18 protein-coding genes are annotated in these 20212 nt (G+C 47.7%); 4 read left to right on the top strand and 14 right to left on the bottom strand.

Features of this window, described 5'->3' with window-relative positions:
* The first annotated feature begins 16 nt into the window (after positions 1–16).
* Positions 17–1027, top strand: a complete 1011-nt coding sequence (mglC, locus tag ACL9RG_RS05575; RefSeq protein WP_422791615.1) for a galactose/methyl galactoside ABC transporter permease MglC — start codon at positions 17–19, stop codon at positions 1025–1027.
* An 85-nt stretch (positions 1028–1112) separates the two neighbouring features.
* On the opposite strand, the gene sanA is transcribed toward mglC, so the two are convergent.
* The 8 genes from sanA to ACL9RG_RS05615 all read right to left on the bottom strand — a co-directional run bounded on the left by sanA (position 1113) and on the right by ACL9RG_RS05615 (position 9389).
* A complete protein-coding gene (gene sanA, locus ACL9RG_RS05580; protein WP_422791616.1) occupies positions 1113–2051 on the bottom strand; it encodes an outer membrane permeability protein SanA in 939 nt (312 codons plus the stop codon).
* 330 nt (positions 2052–2381) lie between these two features.
* Positions 2382–4079 (bottom strand): NAD-dependent malic enzyme, encoded by a 1698-nt coding sequence (locus ACL9RG_RS05585; protein WP_422791617.1) that lies wholly within the window; start codon positions 4077–4079, stop codon positions 2382–2384.
* 495 nt (positions 4080–4574) lie between these two features.
* Complete coding sequence (gene cdd, locus ACL9RG_RS05590) at positions 4575–5492, bottom strand: cytidine deaminase (protein WP_422791618.1); 918 nt, start codon at positions 5490–5492, stop codon at positions 4575–4577.
* A 199-nt stretch (positions 5493–5691) separates the two neighbouring features.
* Positions 5692–6360 (bottom strand): arginine ABC transporter permease ArtM, encoded by a 669-nt coding sequence (gene artM / locus ACL9RG_RS05595; RefSeq protein ID WP_422791619.1) that lies wholly within the window; start codon positions 6358–6360, stop codon positions 5692–5694.
* Positions 6360–7076 carry an arginine ABC transporter permease ArtQ gene (artQ, locus tag ACL9RG_RS05600; RefSeq protein ID WP_422791620.1) on the bottom strand — a complete coding sequence of 239 codons (717 nt, stop codon included), beginning with the start codon at positions 7074–7076 and terminating at the stop codon, positions 6360–6362. Before artQ ends, artM begins: the two co-directional genes overlap by 1 nt.
* Before the next feature lie 9 nt (positions 7077–7085).
* Positions 7086–7817: an arginine ABC transporter substrate-binding protein gene (gene artJ, locus ACL9RG_RS05605; protein WP_422791621.1), complete on the bottom strand. Its 732-nt coding sequence runs from the start codon at positions 7815–7817 to the stop codon at positions 7086–7088.
* Between the two features lie 17 nt (positions 7818–7834).
* Positions 7835–8563: an arginine ABC transporter ATP-binding protein ArtP gene (gene artP / locus ACL9RG_RS05610; RefSeq protein WP_422791622.1), complete on the bottom strand. Its 729-nt coding sequence runs from the start codon at positions 8561–8563 to the stop codon at positions 7835–7837.
* Between the two features lie 250 nt (positions 8564–8813).
* A complete protein-coding gene (locus tag ACL9RG_RS05615; protein WP_422791623.1) occupies positions 8814–9389 on the bottom strand; it encodes a lipoprotein in 576 nt (191 codons plus the stop codon).
* A 246-nt stretch (positions 9390–9635) separates the two neighbouring features.
* Between ACL9RG_RS05615 and ACL9RG_RS05620 the strand changes: the two genes are divergently transcribed.
* On the top strand, positions 9636–10490 hold the full coding sequence (locus ACL9RG_RS05620; protein WP_422791624.1) for an N-acetylmuramoyl-L-alanine amidase: 855 nt from the start codon (positions 9636–9638) through the stop codon (positions 10488–10490).
* 69 nt (positions 10491–10559) lie between these two features.
* On the opposite strand, the gene ACL9RG_RS05625 is transcribed toward ACL9RG_RS05620, so the two are convergent.
* From ACL9RG_RS05625 to ACL9RG_RS05640, 4 genes are all read right to left on the bottom strand, one after another.
* Positions 10560–11594 carry an NAD-dependent epimerase/dehydratase family protein gene (locus tag ACL9RG_RS05625; protein WP_422791625.1) on the bottom strand — a complete coding sequence of 345 codons (1035 nt, stop codon included), beginning with the start codon at positions 11592–11594 and terminating at the stop codon, positions 10560–10562.
* A 355-nt stretch (positions 11595–11949) separates the two neighbouring features.
* Positions 11950–12978 carry a low-specificity L-threonine aldolase gene (gene ltaE, locus ACL9RG_RS05630; RefSeq protein WP_422791626.1) on the bottom strand — a complete coding sequence of 343 codons (1029 nt, stop codon included), beginning with the start codon at positions 12976–12978 and terminating at the stop codon, positions 11950–11952.
* 83 nt (positions 12979–13061) lie between these two features.
* Positions 13062–14783, bottom strand: coding sequence for a ubiquinone-dependent pyruvate dehydrogenase (gene poxB / locus ACL9RG_RS05635; RefSeq protein ID WP_422791627.1), 1722 nt, complete (start codon positions 14781–14783; stop codon positions 13062–13064).
* A 248-nt stretch (positions 14784–15031) separates the two neighbouring features.
* Entirely contained in the window at positions 15032–15931 is a 900-nt protein-coding gene (locus tag ACL9RG_RS05640; RefSeq protein ID WP_422791628.1) for a lysine exporter LysO family protein, read from the bottom strand.
* 238 nt (positions 15932–16169) lie between these two features.
* On the opposite strand from ACL9RG_RS05640, the gene ACL9RG_RS05645 reads away from it, so the two are divergent.
* Positions 16170–17912 (top strand): DUF2813 domain-containing protein, encoded by a 1743-nt coding sequence (locus tag ACL9RG_RS05645; protein ID WP_422791629.1) that lies wholly within the window; start codon positions 16170–16172, stop codon positions 17910–17912.
* Between the two features lie 61 nt (positions 17913–17973).
* Here ACL9RG_RS05645 and ACL9RG_RS05650 read toward each other — a convergent pair whose 3' ends face one another.
* Positions 17974–18876: a VirK/YbjX family protein gene (locus ACL9RG_RS05650; protein WP_422791630.1), complete on the bottom strand. Its 903-nt coding sequence runs from the start codon at positions 18874–18876 to the stop codon at positions 17974–17976.
* Positions 18877–19249: 373 nt separating this feature from the next.
* Complete coding sequence (gene cspD / locus ACL9RG_RS05655; protein WP_422791631.1) at positions 19250–19471, bottom strand: cold shock-like protein CspD; 222 nt, start codon at positions 19469–19471, stop codon at positions 19250–19252.
* 395 nt (positions 19472–19866) lie between these two features.
* On the opposite strand from cspD, the gene clpS reads away from it, so the two are divergent.
* Positions 19867–20187: an ATP-dependent Clp protease adapter ClpS gene (gene clpS / locus ACL9RG_RS05660; RefSeq protein ID WP_422791632.1), complete on the top strand. Its 321-nt coding sequence runs from the start codon at positions 19867–19869 to the stop codon at positions 20185–20187.
* The last annotated feature ends 25 nt before the right edge of the window (positions 20188–20212 follow it).

Consider the following 20212-nt stretch of genomic DNA (forward strand, 5'->3'; position numbering starts at 1 on the left):
TTTAAGGGTTCTTATTATGAAAGCATTAAATAAGAAAAGTATGCTCACTTATTTTAAAGAGGGCGGGATTTACATTGTACTGTTTGTTTTATTGGCGATTATTATCTTCCAGGATCCGACTTTCCTGAGTCTGATTAACTTAGGTAATATTTTAACCCAGTCTTCTGTTCGGGTGATTATTGCCCTGGGTGTCGCTGGGCTTATCGTGACTCAAGGTACTGACCTCTCTGCCGGACGTCAGGTTGGTTTAGCTGCGGTGGTTGCCGCCACGATGTTGCAGGGCATGGATAACGTCAATAAGGTGTTTCCACACTTAGAAGTGGTGCCAATTCCGTTAGTTATCTTGACCGTGTGTCTGGTTGGTGCGCTGATTGGTTTGCTTAACGGCATTATTATTGCCTATCTGAATGTGACGCCATTCATCACCACATTGGGTACGATGATTATCGTTTACGGCATTAACTCGCTGTATTACGACTATGTTGGCGCATCGCCGATTGCCGGTTTTGATTCGCACTTCTCGCAGTTTGCTCAAGGCTTTATCCATCTGGGCGGATTGAAGTTATCTTACATTACCTTCTATGCGCTGATCGCTATCGTGTTCGTATGGATACTGTGGAATAAAACCCGCTTTGGTAAGAATATCTTCGCTATCGGCGGTAACCCTGAAGCGGCTAAAGTCTCTGGCGTGAATGTCCCGCTTAATCTGATTATGATTTATGCATTATCCGGCGTATTTTACGCGTTTGGTGGGATGCTCGAAGCGGGGCGAATCGGTAGTGCCACCAATAATTTGGGCTTTATGTATGAGCTCGATGCTATTGCCGCCTGTGTGGTTGGCGGCGTATCCTTCGCCGGCGGCGTGGGTTCGGTTGCTGGTGTGGTTACCGGAGTGCTGATCTTTACTGTCATCAACTATGGTTTGACCTATATCGGCGTTAACCCTTATTGGCAGTATATTATCAAGGGCGGCATTATTATCTTCGCCGTTGCTTTGGATTCATTGAAATACGCCAAGAAGAAATAATCGTTGTCGCGTGCGAGCAAGTATGGCGTACAAAAGTAAAAAAGAGCCGCGTTGTTACGCGGCTCTTTTTTTGGTGCTTTGGCAATTATTGATTGTAATCCCGAGATTGTGAGAACGGGTTTCTGGCGTTTTCAGGTGGGGTAGCAAGCGCGGGTTGCGGACCATCTTCATCCTCATAAACCTCCTGCTCAACCTGCTGGTGGGCTTTGCGTTTCGCCGCCTTTTCTGCTGCCAACTTTTCTTGTAAAGCTTTATCCGCCGCTGCGGCTTTGTCGGCCGCGGCTTTTTCCTCTGCGGCCTTTTTCTCAGCTTCCAGATGTTGTTGTAGCGCTAAAACTTGATCGGCAGTGACCGCTGGATAGCCTTGTGCATCATCGGGAATATTGTGTACAGCAGGAATGGGGATCAATGGGCCGAGGAAACGCGGTTGGCGTTTAAGGAGGTATAAATCACCTAAGGCACCGAGTCGGGCGAACACTTCGCGCACGCGTACAGTCAGCATATCTTTGGGAGAGGGCACCGCAAAACACTGTGCCTGAATGCCCATATGCAAGGCGATAAACAGCGCACGTTCACAGTGGAAGCGCTGGGTGATAACCAAAAAATCGTTGGTATCAAATACCTTACGGGTGCGAACAATCGAGTCCAGCGTACGGAACCCGGCGTAATCGAGCACGATATCGTTAGCCGGAATACCCGCGGCGATCAGATCCCGGCGCATAGTGCGCGGTTCATTGTAGCTTTGTAACGCGTTATCACCGCTGAGCAGCAGATACTTCACCTTACCGCTGTTGTAGGCGTTAATCGCGCCTTGAATACGATACAAATAATACTGGTTAATAACCCCAGTTCGATAATATTTGGACGTGCCGAGTACGACGCCGACCTGGCGATGCGGCAATTCTTGCACTTCATCATAAATATAGGGTTTGGTTTTCCAGCTAATCCACTGATCAAGCCCAACAGCAATAATCAGCATCAAGATGACGATGCCGATAAAGCTTACTGCTAGTCGCTTAATCATGGAGGGACCTTAAATCGATGGAAGTGTACATGGTGTTCAAGGCTACTTTACCCGCAGCGGTGAAGCAATAATTTCGCGGCTTCAATCAGGGGCTTTGCTGCATTTTTCAGCAATTGGCTGTCTGGATAATTAGTTTAAGGTAGCGGGGGTAGATAAAAGATAGTTGCAGAGTGAGAGTTGTGTTGCCTGTGAGGTGAGACAACGAGGCAATTGACGTTCAGATTAGTTTTTTACCAGCCAAAATAATCATGAAAGTGTTAAATGTTAAAAAGCCCCATGCGGGGCTTTTCTTTATAGGTTGCTAGTCTTGTGCAACTCGGGTCATCAATATCAGAATGATGTGCGCTTATAAGAGCGGTACTGCGGTGACCAGAAGTTGTGCTCGATAGCTTTAGATAACGCATCTTCTGAGGTGACCATTGCCACGCCTTGCAATTGAGCGGCTTTACCGACTTCCATCGCAATGCATTTTGATACGCCTTGAATATCATTCACTTCTGGCAGTAGTGAGCCTACACCATCGGTTGCCAGCGGTGAGCAATCAGCCAGTGCGCGGCTAGCAGCCATTAGCATGCCGTCAGTTACGCGGGTCGCGCCTGATGCCACAACTGCCAGACCAATCCCCGGGAAGATATAGGAGTTATTGCACTGGGCAATTGGATAAACCTTATCTTTGTAATGTACCGGGGCAAAAGGACTGCCGGTAGCAACCAGCGCTGCGCCATCGGTCCAACTGATAATATCCGCCGGATGTGCTTCAACGCGAGACGTCGGGTTGCTCAGCGGCATGACGATTGGGCGCTCGCAATGTTTATGCATTTCGCGAATGAGCTCTTCAGTAAACAGCCCCGGTTGACCAGAAACGCCGATCAGGATGGTTGGCTTAGCATTACGCACGACATCCATCAGAGAAATGCTGTCAGAATCTAAGCCCCAGCTTTCGATATCACTGCTTTTTTGTACCAGCTTGCTTTGGAAATCTAACAAGTTAGGCAGTTTATCCGTTAACAGACCAAAACGATCGACCATTAAGACGCGGGCACGAGCTTCATCTTCGCTCAAGCCTTCGGATTTCATTTGCGCAATGATCTGTTCAGCGATACCACAACCTGCTGAACCTGCACCGAGGAAGGTCACCGTTTGGTCACGCAGACGGCATCCAGCAGCGCGGCTGGCGGCAATCAGGCTACCCAAGGTGACGGCAGCGGTGCCTTGAATATCATCATTGAAGCAGCACAGTTCATCACGATAGCGGTTAAGCAGAGGCGTGGCATTTTTTTGCGCAAAATCTTCAAATTGCAGCAACACATTTGGCCAACGGATTTTGACCGCTTGGATGAATTGATCCACGAAGTCGTTATATTCATCGCCAGTAATGCGTGGATGACGCCAGCCCATATACAGCGGGTCATTGAGCAGTTGCGGATTGTTGGTACCGGCATCTAACACCACTGGCAGTGTATAGGCTGGGCTGATACCACCACAGGCGGTATACAGAGAGAGTTTACCAATAGGGATACCCATTCCGCCGATGCCCTGGTCGCCAAGACCAAGAATACGTTCGCCGTCGGTGACTACCACCACTTTTACGTGTTGTTTGGTGGCGTTTTGCAGCATATCGTCCATATGCTCACGGTTCGGGTAAGAGATAAATAACCCGCGTGCGCGACGATAGATATCCGAGAAGTGTTCGCACGCTTCTCCAACGGTAGGCGTATAAATAACCGGCATCATTTCGCTGAGATGCTCATCAATCAAGCGATAGAATAAGGTTTCGTTAGTATCTTGGATATTGCGCAGGTAGATGTGCTTATCAATATCGGTTTTGAAATCCTGGAACTGGCGATAGGCACGTGCAGCCTGCTCTTCGATAGTTTCTACCGCTTCTGGCAACAGACCGTGCAGGTTGAAACTCGCGCGTTCATCTTGAGTAAAGGCACTGCCTTTATTGAGCAGTGGAAATTCAAGCAAGATAGGACCAGCATGTGGGATATATAGCGGACGTTTACTTTCGTATTCAAGTTCCATTGATTTTACTCTTCAAGGTCTCGTAAATGTAGGGTGGTTTTTTTGTAAGACTATTCTAAAAAGTACAATGCCAAGATAGACGAAACAGGTTCGGTATTTATTAGTAGTATGTTTCTAAATCTATCAATACCCGTCATCCTTCGAAATGCAGCGTTGTTGGCTGCTCTCGCTAACCCCAGTCACTTAGTTATCTAAGCTCCTAGGGATTATCTCGATTGCCGCCTAGCTGCATCTCGAAGTCTATAGGGTATATACCCGTCATCCTTCGGGCTGCAGCGTTGTGGGTATATATTTAGCGCATGAAACTTTATCAGAGTTGAAAGTGAAGACTCAATTTTTTGGCTGGAAAATAGCAAAATAAACTAATAAAAATGCGTGATTGAGATAAATGAACGCCATTGGTGCAAAAATATTCTCTGGATAACTCTTGGGCTAACCAAATATAGGGAGCCAGCTCTCGTTGATATTGAGTTTGGCTCCTGGTACCTATGACTATCAGAGCGGCGATATTTCGCCGGATTCTGTCGCTACGATAGTCTGTAAAGTCAGATCTTTGCAGCCTAAAGCTTCCAGCGTCGCGCGGGTTGCGGCAAGCTGGCTAATTTGTGGCGCATGATGTTCCACTAATACTGCCCGACGTATTTTTAAGCAGTTGTCACCTGAAAGATTTAGTAACACCAAGGCGGCCTGCAGCGGCGGTAAACTTGGGTTGAATGCGGCATTTTCCGCATAACGTCCGCTATAAATCTCACCACTGTCGCTTTCCAGCGCGATGCCACTGTGCGACTGACTATAAGGTGCATGGCTTTGGTTACAAGCTGACAACGCCTGTTGGCTGAGCAAATCACTTGCCTGAATCTTATAGCCGTGATCAACCTTATCCATTAGCAATGTGCTGATATTTAAATCTTTTGGACCAAAAGAGTCCGGCAGGTAGTCTGCTAGTGTCGCAACGTTGCGATTTGGCAGATGGATTTTTAGCCCTGTCCCGCTATTAAGCTCATTCATAAACTGCCGGCAATGACCGCATGGGGTGTAATTAACCGTAACCGATTCCAACTGCTGCTCGCCACGCTGCCAGGCATGAGTAACCGAGCACTGTTCGGCATGAATCGTTTGCTGAATAGCGGCGCCGCTAAATTCCATATTGGCACCAAAGTAGAGATTGCCGCTAATACCACGGGCAATAGCGCCAACATTAAAGTGAGAAACAGGGGTTAAAGCACAGGCGGCGGCGAGTGGCAGTAAAGCAAAAGCCAGCGCATTGTCATCGAGTCCTGTTGCCAGCTTTATGGTGGCAACCTGTTGGGTAGTGAACATGGCAGGGAAGCTGTCATGACAGAGTATCGGCTCAAGAGCAGATTGCAGTTCGGAAGATAGGCTAGAAAATGCCTCAGTAAATCGAGTATGCATCTGTACATCCTTGATAAGGTTACGGCCAGTTACTATAGGCAGCTTTTATGTCGTTTTGTGTGATATTGGTCACTATTTTTATGAAATTGATGTAATGAATTTCATTTTTGTGAGACGTCACGCAAGAAATGGTCAGGTGACGAGGCTTATGAGGTGAAAAAAAACCGAAGCCATATCGACTTCGGTTTTAGGCGGAGGATTAACCTCGTCGTTCAAATACCAGCGCTTTGCGTTCAATCAGTCGCATTAATAGCGTGAGTAAGCCATTAACGCACAAATAAACGACGCCTGCGGCACCAAACACCATCACATCATAGGTATTGCCATAAACCATCTGGCTGTGTCCCATGACATCCATCAAGGTGATGGTGTAGGCCAGAGAAGTGCTCTTAAAGACCAGCACCACTTCATTTGAGTAGGATGACAGCGAGCGCTTGAAAGCAAAGGGCAGAAGAATACGCAACGACTGTTTTTTCGACATCCCTAGTGCTTCACAAGATTGCCATTGCCCAGCCGGAATAGCTTTAATTGCCCCAAAGAACAGCTGGGTAGTATAGGCTGCGCTATTGAGGGCCAAGGCTAACATGGCACACAGCCAGGGCTGTGATAGCAGGTTCCATAACCACGGAACATTATGGATAGAGGGAAATTGCCCCGGACCGTAATAGAGCAGGAAGATTTGCACCAGCAAAGGGGTACCGGTAAATAGCGTGATATAGCCGCGCACGATGTGTTTTAGCACCGGGATTTTCAACGTCAGTATTACGGTGAAAATTAATGCCAACGCCAGCGCAACAATCAGTGCTGCTATCGTTAAGGTCAGACTGGTATGCAGACCTTTAATGACTTCAGGTAAATAGCCCCACATTAAGATGCACTCCGTTCAAAGCGAGTGGTACGCAGCTCAATACGTTTGATGATCTGTTGGCTAATTAAAGTAATCACCAGATAGATTGCCGCAGCAGTGATATACCAGGTAAACGGCTCCTGAGTACGGGTGGCAATACTTTTAGTTTGCAGCATGAGATCATTGACACTAATGAGTGAAACCAGAGCGGTATCTTTTAATAGTACCAACCATTGGTTGCCCAGACCTGGCAGGGCATGACGCCACATTTGCGGCATGATCAAACGAAAGAAGATCGCCGATTTGCGCATGCCTAGCGCAGAGCCAGATTCCCATTGGCCGTAAGGCACGGCTTTCAATGCACCGCGCAACGTTTGCGAAGCATAAGCGGAATACAGCAGCGACAGGGCGATGACACCGCAGGTAAACGGACTAATTTCGACATTGTCGAAGGGCAGTTTTACCGGCAGTTGGAACAGACCAAAGTTCAACGTAAAGCCATCAGACAGCGTTAATAGCAACTGAGATGAACCGAAATAGATAAACAACACCACCAGGATTTCTGGCAATCCACGTAGTAACGTTACCCACGCCGTACCAATCCAGCTAAAAGGCTTCCACGGAGAGGATTCCCAGGCAGCAAACAACATCGCCAGCACAAGGCCGACGATGAGGGCACAAATGGCAAGGCCGACGGTCATCCCGGCGGCACTTACAAGAGGTTGAAATTCAATCATTTGTTCGGATTACTTCGGAAACCATTTGGTATACAGAGCCTGGTAAGTACCATCCTGCTTCGCTTTGGCTAGTGCGCCGTTGAGTTTATTAAGCAGCTCGTCGTTATTTTGACGCACAGCAATACCTAAACCTTCACCAAAGTAATCTTTATCGGTAATTTTTTCGCCGATGGTAGACAGATTTGCGTCTTTTTTCAGCCATTCGTTAACGACTGCGGTATCACCGAATACGGCATCCAGGCGACCATTTTTCAGGTCAAGAACCGCATTTTGATAGCTGTCGTAAGGAACAGCAGTAATTTCAGGATGTTTTTCCAGTAGGTATTTCTGGTGAGTACTGCCGTTTTGCATACCGACACGCTTGCCTTTCAGTGCAGCCAGATCAGCAAACTTGCCTTTTACCGCGATAAAAATAGCTGAGTTATCATAATAAGGTGCGGTGAACGAGACTTGTTTTTGACGATCTGGAGTGATGTCCATACCAGAAATCACGGCATCAATACGGCGGAATTTCAGGCTTGGGATCAGACTATCGAAAGCCTGATTGCTAAAGGTACAGGTAGCCTGAATGTCTTTACACAGCAGATTAGCCAAATCAACATCAAACCCTTGGATTTGGTTGTTAGCATCGACATATTCAAAAGGAGCGTAAGACGCTTCCATCGCAAAGCGAATGGTGTCTGCTGCGCTTGCGGATAAGCTCGCTGTTGCCATAATTGCTGCAATTAATATTTTTTTCATCGCAAACTCCAAATAAATCAATGTGATAAATAGCTGGCAAACTCGGCGGTTTGCGGCTGAGTGAAACAGGTGGCATCGCCTTGTTCAACAATGCGGCCATTTTCCATGTAGACCACGTGGCTTGCTGTCTTGCGCGCGACCTCAACTTCGTGAGTCACGATAACCTGGGTAATGCCAGTGCTGGCAAGCTCACGAATAATGCTAACAATTTGGGCGGTAATTTCAGGATCTAGCGCGGCAGTTGGTTCATCAAAGAGCAGCACTTGTGGTTCCATCATTAATGCACGGGCTATTGCCACTCGCTGTTGTTGACCGCCTGAAAGGTGCAAAGGATAGCGGTCAGCAAAATCCTTCAAGCGCAGGCGGGTTAGCAAGGTGTCGGCACGTTTGAGTGCGACATCTTTGCTCAGGCCCAACACCCGACAAGGGGCTTCTAGCAAATTGTCCAAAACGGTGCGATGTGGCCACAGATTATACTGCTGGAATACCATACCGACGTTTTGGCGCAGCTCGCGAATTGATTTTTCATCAGGCTTTTTTTGGAAATTGTAGGTATTACCCGCAATCTGCAAGCTGCCTGAACGAGGCATTTCCAGAAGGTTGAGCACGCGGAGCAGGGAGCTTTTCCCAGCACCGCTTGGGCCGAGTAACACTAAGGTTTCTCCGGCTGCGCAGCTAAGGTTAATGTCAAAAAGCGCCTGATGGGCGCCGTAGAAGCAATTGATGCCGTTTAGTTGAATACTCATGCTTAAATACTGATAGCCGTTAATGCCGCAGAGGTTAACCCTTACAGCATAGTTATGCAACGAAAGTGCGTAAAATTTATCGGCGTGTGGTTTTTATCTCGCCAGATAGAATAAAATATCGCTATGAAGATATCCTTAGTCTAATTATTTTATCGCGGTAATTTTCTTAGGAGAATAAACCAACTTGTATCAAATGACAGCAAGTTGGTTTCTATTATTAGAGCAACAGCACGTTATTTGTCCGTACTTATTAACGATTTTCCAACACTTGTCGCAGCGTGCCGCCGGATACAAAATCGAGATCGGCCATATAGCGCACATCATCGATAGCCCAGCAATGGCCTTCGCGCACCATCAATACTTCATCCTGCCATTTAGGTTGCTTACTTTGCGTGCCATCATTAGTCATATTGACTCGCAGCGGTATATTGCGGGCATCAGTATTAGGTATGGTTGAGGCGCTGTGAACGCTGACGGAGGTCGGCCCCTGGAACAGGCTTGAGAAAACATCGCCGCCGACCGCATCGTGTTTTTCATTTGGTGTAGCAGCAAGGTCTATCTTCGGTTCGTGCTGTGCATTGAGCAATGCTTGATATAACGCGGTTGAAAGATAAGGGCGATATTGCGCTAACTGATTGCTATTGGGCAGGCCAGTCTGCTTATTCTGGATACGTAAATCGTAAAACTTCTGCGCAACCGCATCCGGTCCGCCTTCGATACAGGGGGCACTGCGACTGCCAATATCCTTGTAGGCAGGCGTGACGGTGGTACAGCCGCTTAAGAGCAGTGCGAGGGTAATTGCCGTTCCAAGAAGGTTCTTTTTCATTGTAATCCTTACAGTAATCCTGAACATTTTTGATATACCCGCCATACTTTATCTTGTTGTGGGCTTGGGCATCTGCGATCGCTTGTCTTAGTAAGTCACTATTGACGCTTGGATTGCCGTCCCTGCATGACAAAGTCTATTGGGTCTTAGCAGTATTTTTAATCATAGAATATAAAATGATTTTATGGCGTTTACTGATCCGTGATAATCGCCGTTCAATTGGATAAGTCATTACAAGGATGGCTCATGCGTAGTATCAAAATACCACAGATAGGGCTCAGGTTATGTCTGGCGTTGTTGCTGAGCTGGGTTGCCGGTTGTCAGAGTCAATCTAGGGTTTCTGCTGATAATCCAGAGTTTGTGTTGGAAAAATCCCGGCAGGCGCAGGGGGCTGACCAGCGTATCCGATTTTTGGTGATCCATTACACGGCCGAGGATTTTCACTCATCGCTGAATACCTTAACCGATGAACACGTTAGCGCGCATTATTTGATCCCCGCATATCCTCCGCAAGAGGGGGGCAAGCCAGTCGCCTGGCAACTAGTGCCCGAATCAATGCGTGCTTGGCACGCCGGAGCCAGTCGTTGGCGCGATCGTACTAATTTAAACGATACTTCGATTGGCATTGAACTAGAGAATCCCGGCTATAGCTCAACGCTGCTTGGATTGCGTTTTTATCCGTTTCCTCGTGAGCAAATTAGCTTGCTGACCGCGCTGAGCCGCCAAATTGTGACACGTTATCAAATTGAGCCGCGTAATGTCGTCGCACATAGTGATATTGCACCTCAACGCAAAGACGATCCGGGGCCGTTATTCCCTTGGCAACAGTTAGCTGAGCAGGGTATTGGCGCATGGCCGCAGGCTGAGAGAGTAAAAGCGTTATTAGCGGGGAAAGATAAGCAGCAACCGGTACCGATGGCGGAATTATTAGCGCTGCTTGCTCGTTACGGTTATGCGGTGAGTGATGATATGACCCCAGCACAGCAGCAGCGGGTTGTTCGCGCCTTCCAAATGCATTTCCGTTCAGCGGATTATCGTGGCCTGCCGGATGCAGAAACAGAGGCTATTGTTAAAGCATTGCTTGAGCAGTACCCCAGTTAATCCCGCTCTTTTGTACAGGCCCATTTTGGCAATGGGCCGTCCTCTCTATTGTTAATTCTCTATCGATTATCAGTTGGGACGGTTGATCAGCTCATGTCGGCTGCGTAATTTACCATGATCTTTCAGCCACAATGCGGTTCGCTTAATACCTTCATCAATCGAGACAATAGGTTGGTAACCCAATTCGTCCTGCGCCCGTTGCGTATCCAGGGTGAGGTCAAAGTTTAGTTTTGCCACGCTGTAGTGGGTCAACCTGGGTTCTCGCATGGACTTAGCACCAATCCTTTCCATTCCTCGTGCCATCATATCCAGCAGGGGATAAGGCACAGAACGAATACGGTACTTCATTTCCAAGCCTTCCATTAAATGCTGAATCAGAGTGCGCAGCGGGCGAGGTTGCAGATTAGTAATATTATAGGCCCGGCCTGATGCCGTTGACTGTATTTGTGTTGCCAGCCACATTGCATGTACGGCGTTTTCGACGTAGGTCATATCCACCAGCGCTTCGCCCGCGCGAGGCAGCATTAAGGTATCGCCGAATTTAATCATCTGTAACAGACGCGGCATTAACACATTGTCGTGCGGGCCAAAAATGCCTTGTGGTCGCAAAATAGTGAAATGCGTTTGCGGATTAGACAGCGCCAGGGTGGTAATAACCTGTTCTGCGGCATCCTTACTACGGGCGAATTGGTTAGCGAAACGGTGTGGGCGGAAGTCTTCTTTTATATTTCGGCGATGATGAAAGTCGAAATAGATTGCGGGTGATGAGAGATGGATGAAATTTTCCACGCCGTAAGCCGCAGCCCATTCTCCCAAGCGTCTCGTGGCACGGACATTAGCTAGTTCAAAATCTTCTTCACTTCCCCAAGGCGAACTCAACCCTGAGCAATGCCAAAGCGTATCAATATCAGCCAGTAGCACTTTTGCCTGAGCGGAAACCAGATTGGTGAGGTCAGCATGAACAAATTCTGCACCCAGTTTTTCAAGTAAAGGACCCATTGCTGCGTTGCGGCCTGTTGCTCGTACGCTGATGCCTTTTTGGCGCAGATATTCGACGGCGTTACGACCTAAACCACTCGTAGCACCGGTAACCAGAACCTTCATAACTCTCCGTTTTCCAAACTGATAGGTAATTGCCAAACTGATATTAAGTGCTAAGCATAGAGCACGTTGGCGTTTGCGGGGAACTCCATAGCCAATTGGGCGTCATTCTTTCTTGAAATCCGGCGCTATGCAATGAGAATACCGCGAAGTCTTGGGCTAAATCAGGCGATCGTTGCAAATTTCCACAGCACAACGAGATAAATCCTTATTGCAGCCAGGCGCGAAGGAATAAAACGGGCTATGGGGATTAAAAGGCGAGATTTTCCGCGAATAACCTGGATAAAGGAATGAGGTTATTCACGGTGTTGTGTTAGATCAGACTTAGAGCGGGGATCTCGGCTATAGTCTCAATGAATCAGGCATGAAGCCGTAGAAATTCTTTCCACAATGCCACCACTTTCTGCAAATCATCACGGCTGATATCGATATGGGTAACCAGTCGGGTTGTTGCGCCAGTGCTCATGATGACACCGCGTTCCAACATCCATGGTTTCATCTTTTCAGCAAGTTGCGCATCTTGATTGATATACAAAATATTGGTTTGTGCACCCTGAGGGGCTATGTCAACGCCAATGCTTCGTAGCTGCTGCTCTAACCATTTTGCGTTGTCGTGATCGTCTTGCAAACGTTGCACGTTATTTTCTAACGCGTACAAGGCTGCTGCGGCGAGAATACCGGATTGACGCATGCCGCCGCCGGTCATTTTGCGCCAGCGATTGGCCTGTTTGATATACTCTTTGCTACCGCATAATAGCGAGCCTATCGGTGCACCTAAGCCTTTTGACAGACAAATAGTTAAGGTATCGCAATAGCGAGTGATTTCGCTAAGTTCAACCTTTAATGCCACTGCGGCATTATAAATTCTTGCGCCGTCAATATGCAGCGCTAGCCCTTTTTCCCGCGTTAACTCCCACGCCTGGCGCAAATAATCTAGCGGCAGAACCTTACCAAAATGCGTGTTTTCCAGACTCAGTAGACGGGTGCGCGCAAAATGAATATCGTCAGGCTTGATGGCTGCCACAACTTTATCCAGCGGCAATGTTCCGTCTGGATTTGCCTCTAATGGCTGAGGTTGAATACTGCCAAGCACAGCAGCACCACCGGCTTCGTACATATAGTTATGGGCTTTTGGGCCGACAATATACTCGTCACCACGCTGGCAATGCGCTAATAACGCCACCAGATTGGCTTGTGTCCCGGAAGGTAAGAACAGCGCATCTTCTTTACCCGTCAGCTTACAGGCCAACTCTTGCAAGGCATTAACCGTTGGGTCATCACCATAAACATCATCGCCCACTTCGGCATTCGCCATCACCTGACGCATGGCATCGCTCGGGCGCGTTACGGTATCACTGCGTAAATCGATCAACTTGGCTTCCTTCATATGGCGAAAATATCAGGACAGATTACTGAGAAAGGGGCCTTTCGGCCCCTAAATCATGCGATGTCACTATAGCTCGACGGTCATCACCGTAGCCAGTTGGTTTTCGCCAGATCGACAATTTCATCGCCGCGGCCATTAATAATGGCGCGCAGCATATACAAGCTAAAGCCTTTGGCTTGCTCAAACTTAATTTGCGGCGGCATCGCCAATTCTTCTTTGGCAGTAATAACGTCTAATAGCACCGGGCCGTCGTGGGCAAAGGCTTCTTGCAGGGCAGCATCAACGTCGGAGGCTTTCTCCACGCGAATACCTTTGATTCCAGTCGCTTCAGCGATTGCGGCAAAGTCAGGGTTTTGCAGCTCCGTGCCGTCGGTCAGATAACCGCCTGATTTCATCTCCATGGCAACAAACCCGAGTACGCTGTTATTAAAAATAACCAGTTTTACCGGGAGCTTGTGTTGAGCAATGGAGAGCAAATCGCCCATCAGCATGGCAAAACCGCCGTCACCACACATCGCGACGACTTGCCTGTTGCGATCAATGGCCTGTGCACCAATCGCCTGCGGCATGGCATTAGCCATAGAGCCGTGGTTAAAGGAGCCGAGCAGTCGGCGTTTACCGTTCATCTGCAAGTAGCGGCAGGCCCAAACGGTCGGCGTGCCGACGTCACAGGTAAAAATGGTATCTTCAGCGGCAAATTTACTGATTTGCTGCGCCAGATATTGTGGGTGAATAGGTTGTTTATCATTTGGCGTTGCCAGGCCGTCTAGGTCTTTACGCGCCTCGTGATAATGTTTTATCGCCTTATCGAGAAACGCGCTGTCGTTTTTCTCCTGCAACTGGGGAAGCAGCGCGTTAAGCGTGGTTTTGATATCGCCAACCAGCGCCATGTCGATATGACAATGGGCCCCAATGCTGCCTGGATTGATATCAATCTGAATGATTTTGGCATCAGTTGGATAGAAAGCTCGGTACGGGAATTGGGTGCCTAGCAGCACTAATGTATCGGCATTAAGCATCGCGTGATAGCCCGATGAAAAGCCGATTAGGCCAGTCATCCCCACGCTATAAGGGTTATCCCATTCGATATACTCTTTGCCGCGTAATGCATGTACCACCGGCGCTTTCAGTGTCGCAGCCAGCTTGACGACTTCGTCATGAGCATTAGCGCAGCCGCTGCCGCACATGAGGGTAATGTTTTTTGCGCCGTTTAACGCCTCAGCCAGTTTTGTTAGTTCATTTGAGGTCGGCTGCACAACAGGAAGTTGTGGCGGATACCATGCGGCTTTGGCATCTTCTGGCGCGGCTTGCAGGGCGATATCTCCAGGTAATACCACCACGGAGACACCTTTATTGAGAATGGCTTTGCGCATGGCAATGCCTAAAACTTGTGGTAACTGTTCCGGGTTGCTCACTAATTCGCAATAGTGACTGCATTCGCGGAACAATTCCTGCGGATGGGTCTCTTGAAAATATCCGCTGCCAATTTCACTCGACGGGATATGTGCGGCGATGGCTAGCACCGGAACGTGATTACGGTGGCAGTCGAATAACCCATTAATCAGGTGAAGGTTACCCGGTCCGCAGGAACCGGCACATACGGCTAACTCTCCGGTAATTTGTGCTTCGGCACCCGCTGCAAATGCGGCCACCTCTTCGTGGCGAGTTCCAATCCATTCAATTGAATCCATGCGATTAAGGCTATCGGTTAACCCATTTAAGGAGTCACCTGTTACTCCCCAAATACGTTTTACTCCGGCTTGCTCCAGCGTTTTAGCAAATAACGATGCCACTGACTGTTTCATATTTTCTCCTGTGATTGAGTCGATGACTGAATGAGCAGGGGCTTAACGCCCATTCTGTTTCGCGAAACTCGGACGACAGCCATAAGCATAGTCCATTATAGATTGCAGTTATGCTGAGTTGTCTTATCTCTAGTTTGGCGGGAGTTGATTAACGATTTGATAAATAATGGAAATAGGTCGGAGAGGGGAGTGAGCTATGTCCTGCGTTACTGTAAGCAGCTGTGACAGGACATAAAATATTAACGCGATCAGGCTGAAAAGAATGCCATCAGAATAGGAGCCAATAGACTCAATAGGAAGCCATGAACCACGGCAGGCGGTACCATATCTAATCCGCCGCTGCGCTGTAATACTGGCAAGGTAAAGTCCATTGATGTTGCGCCACACAATCCCAACGCGGCAGAGCGATTGCTTCTGACCAAAGTTGGGATCAGCATAATGGCACAGAGCTCGCGGGCCAGATCGTTAAAAAAGGCTGAGCTGCCGATAACGGGTCCAAACGAGTCGGTCAGCACGATCCCTGATAATGAATACCAGCCGTAACCAGAAGCGATGGCTAAGCCTGTTTTTACCGGCAGGTTTAGTAATAATGCGGCAACGATACCACCACCCAATGACGATATTCCTACCACAGCAGCTACCAGCATGCCTCGACGATTAAGGATAATCTGGCGCAGTGTCATGCTGCTGTTACCTAGCTGTATTCCGACCAATGCCAGCAGAAAAATAAGCGCCACTTCACTCGCCTGTGATGCATAAGTAAGCCAGTGCATTTGCGTTAAACCAAGCAAGAAACCGGCAACGACGACGAAACAAAGTTTAAGAGAGTCAAAGGCCATGCGCAGACGAGAAGGCAATGTTTCTTGATGGTATTTGGTCTTCCACGGCTTATTGCGCTCCAATAACCATAACGCCAGTAAATTAAGCACAAAAATACACAAGAAAAATACCGCCGCATTTTTAAAAATCATCAGCAGATTACTGCTGAGATTATCGAGAAATGCCAAGCTAACGCCCATGATAAACAAGATGACATAAACCATCCAACTGAGCAGTTTATTGATGCCTTGCAGTAACACTGGACTTTTCAACGGAATGAAATAGCCAATGATAAGCGGCAATAAAATAATCAATAACCCTGAGTACATAACGCAATGATCCTGGTATGAAAATAAATTTTATAATAGAAAACGGATAGCGTCGGCAGTCGGGAGAGCGGCATCCGTGTCAAGAGGCGTGCTACTTGGCGGCAAGTCATTTCACCGCAAGAAACAAGCTATCATTTGAAGACCAGAAAAACCAGACCGGGCGATCTCGCTCTTCTTGACCACTCCCCCCTTTATTAGCCATGCTCAGGAGTAGAAATACGCGCATAGGAGTTGCCCGATGTATCTTGAAAATGTAGACATTGTCGGTTTTCGTGGGATTAATCGTTTATCTCTGCGGCTGACCCAACCAGTGCAGCGCGGCGCTGGCCTGAATACCCCGCCATTTTCCGGCGATCGTAGTGATTTAATGACAGTAAATACTAATACTGTCTTAATCGGTGAGAATGCATGGGGCAAATCCAGTTTGCTGGACGCCTTAACGTTATTATTATCGCCAGAGCCGCAGTTATATTGTTTTAAAGAGCAGGATTTTTATTTCCCTGCCGGCGAGAAAGCGTCAAAACAACGTTATCTACATGTGGTTTTTACTTTCTGCGAACATCATCCGGGGCAGCATGCAGCTCCGCGCTTTAATCCGTTATCTCCGGTGTGGGTTAAATGTGACGATCGGTTAACCCGTATTTATTATCGTCTGGAAGGAGAGTTGGATGACGATGGCAGTGTGCTGACGCTGCGGAGCTTTTTAGCGGCCAATGGTGAACCACTGGCGTTGAAAAGTATTGATCCCTTAGCGCTGGCGCTGATTAAACTCAACCCGGTGTTGCGTTTGCGAGATGCCCGCTTTATTCGCCGCTTACGCAGTGAAACTCTGGCACCCCATCTGGCGGATAATACGGAGCAGCTGGCAAAACAGCTTGACTCCCTGACCCGTGAATTAATTCATAATCCACAATCATTGACCAATGCAGAATTGCGCAGTGGGCTGGCGGCGATGCAGCAGCTACTCGAACATTATTTCTCGGAGCAGGGCGGCGCAGCACACGCGCCTTGGCAACAAAAACGTTCGGGGCGGGCGGAGAGTCGTCAGGCTTGGCGATCTCTCGGTAATATCAATCGCATGATCGCCGAACCGACCAGTCGCAGTATGAGAGTGATGCTGCTAGGAATGTTTTCGACGCTATTGCAAGCTAAAGGCTCGGTTGTTCTACATCCTAACGCACGCCCGCTATTGTTAATTGAAGATCCCGAAACACGCTTACACCCGATCATGCTTTCGGTGGCGTGGGGCTTGCTCGATCAGTTGCCGCTACAGCGCATTACCACCACCAATTCTGGTGAGCTGATATCGTTGGTTCCGGTCGAGCAGATTTGCCGTTTAGTTCGCGAATCAGGCAAGGTGGCCGCTTATGCTATTGGTCCGCAGGGGATGAGTGCAGAAGATGGTCGGCGTATTGCATTTCATATCCGTTTTAACCGACCGTCGTCGCTCTTTGCCCGTTGTTGGTTATTGGTTGAGGGAGAGACAGAAGTCTGGCTGCTTAATCAGTTAGCCCGGCAGTGTGGTTATCATTTTGAGTCGGAAGGCATCAAAGTGATTGAGTTCGCACAAAGTGGCTTACGGCCTCTGTTACGTTTTGCCAGGCAAATGGGGATTGAATGGCACACATTGGTCGATGGTGACGAGGCTGGCAAGAAATACGCGGCGACGGTGGCGAGTATGGTTTCGCAACACGATGATATTTTGCGTTATCGCCTAACCGCGCTTCCTGCAACGGATATTGAGCATTTTCTTTATCGTGGCGGCTTTGAAGATGTCTATCGGCGCGTAGCAGCATTGCCTTACAATGCGCCAATGGCACCACGGCGGGTGATTGAAAAAGCCATTCACCGTAGCTCAAAGCCTGATTTAGCGATCGATGTTGCGATGGAAGCAGGGCAGCGTGGCGTTGAATCTATTCCTCCGCTACTAAGGAAAATGTTTTCCCGCGTGGCTTGGCTGGCCAGAGGCCGCGCGGATTAAATCATATTGATGAATCGTTAATATCGATAAATAGCTAGTATCAAGACGTTGTTAATAATGCTTAGAGCGTCGCGCCACTGGTAAATTTGTTACGGATTTCTGTTTCCATATTATCGAGCAATTGATAACGACGACGATATTCGGCACGTTTTTTACTGGCGATACTTTCCAAAGGTTTATGGGTTATGCGCAATGGCAGACGGAAATAGCCTTGTTCCGTCTGTTCGCCCCCTAAGGTTTCCCAAAACGAATCATAGTCGGCAAACATCATGTTTTTACGCTTTTTATAACGCCAGCTCGTATAGATATGTGTCGCATTGCCTACCGCGAAGACCTGCTTCATCTCCATTTTTTCTGCCATTAGCAATAAGGCTTCCATCAAAATACGTTTTGGGAACAGACCGTGGCAGGCTTTAGTGGCATCTTGAATGGCCTGATGCTCAATATTGCCATCAGAACCCTGAAGCGCGCCAATAAACAGCGTGGGCTGTCCCTGATAATCGATAAAAGAAAACGTTACTTTTGCCAGCGCCTGGTCCGCGGCATTGACAAACATCATCGTGGCTTCACCTTCTTTATCCAGATGACTAATGGCATTGAAGGTGATGCGATAAATCTGCTCGCCTTTGCCTTCAAGGTTAGCGATAGGTAGTACTTGTTTGCTCAAATGCCCACGTTGCAGCTGCAGCGGTAGACGTTGATTAATATAGTTGTAGTGCGCACAAATGCTTTGTAAGGCCATGCTACGGCTAAAATTAGCGGACATATAAGGCCGATGTAGTTTGACCGGCAGGGTTGGCTGCGCGCTCAAAATTTCATTACTTTGCGGGAATTGAGCAAGGTTATTGAGCAGCACCAACGTCGAACGTGGATAAACGAGCGAGCGGCCTAAAAATTTCAGTCGATAGCTCAATTTTCTCCAGTTTTTATTCGGCGTGAGTTGCCCGCTGACCAGTGCAGACATGAGATTCAGGCCAGATGCCGGCTTTGGTGAAAGAGAAGAATAAGATATTGATGACATTCTTTAGGGGCTCAAATAATTAATAGTAAAAATTCTATTAATGTTATTTAAGCAAAAGGAAAATAAACCAAAAGACAACGGCAACTTTCTTTACACACAAAGAGTTACACTTGTTGATGAATGGTTTACGAAAATCAAACGTAACGGTTAAGAATTAAAATGAAGCAAATAAAACAGAAGGTTGCATTATTAGCGTGAAGTTTTTTTTCTTCGGGACTTGAAGAGTATGGGTTCCTACCCCATAAATTAAAACGTCAGCCAATAAATGACTGACGTTTGATAGAGGTATTGATTGTCGGCGGTATGCGGATGTTGGTCAAACCACCGCTGCAGTTTCCACCGGAATAATAAGGCTGGCATGATTTCCTTTAGGGCCTTCATGAACATCAAAGTTAACCTGTTGGCCAGCTTTGAGTGTGCGGTAACCTTCCATTTGGATAGTTGAGTAGTGGGCGAAAATATCTTCTCCACCATTCAAAGGACAAATGAAGCCGAAACCTTTAGCGTTATTGAACCATTTAACCGTACCTGTATCCATGCTTGTACATCCCTCTTACTGACGATTCTGGTGATTAAAAAGAGATAAAGTCAGGTTGAGGTGAGTTGTAAACCAGCAGAGGATAGTGGTTAAAACTCACCCAACGCATGAATTTACACTCTAGTGAATTAGGTCTGGACGTCAAGAGAAGGGGATTTGTCTTGGGGGAGCAGTTAGCTAAAGTTTGAAGTAGCTAACGCTATTGGCTTCGCTCAATAGCATTTAATCCGAAGTTTTGAGTGAAAACATATGATGTCAACTACGGTAAGGGCGGTGGAAAAATGATAAAATATGTTAATAACAGCGACGATCTCCGGCTTAGTACGAACTGAATTCTATTTCGTCACTTGGCGGATCCCGCAATCAAAAGCAATGCACAAGGTGATGAGCAGGCGATGGGTGACAATCAAGGTTGGATGAATTTTGAACACTTGGCGGCGGATAAACAAAAGGATGCGCTAAAGCCGCCATCTATGTATAAAGTTATTATTAACAACGACGATTACACGCCAATGGAATTTGTGATTGACGTACTGCAAAAGTTCTTTTCTTATGATATTGAACGTGCAACGCAACTGATGCTTACTGTGCACTATAAAGGGAAAGCTGTTTGTGGCGTCTATACCGCCGAAGTAGCCGAAACCAAAGTCGCACATGTGAATAAGTACGCTAAGGAGAATGAGCATCCGTTGCTGTGTACGCTGGAAAAAGCCTGATTAAGGCAATCTAATTTGGGGAGGT

Source organism: Rouxiella sp. Mn2063, from assembly GCF_049319665.1.
Taxonomy (GTDB): Bacteria; Pseudomonadota; Gammaproteobacteria; order Enterobacterales; family Enterobacteriaceae; genus JBMOUD01.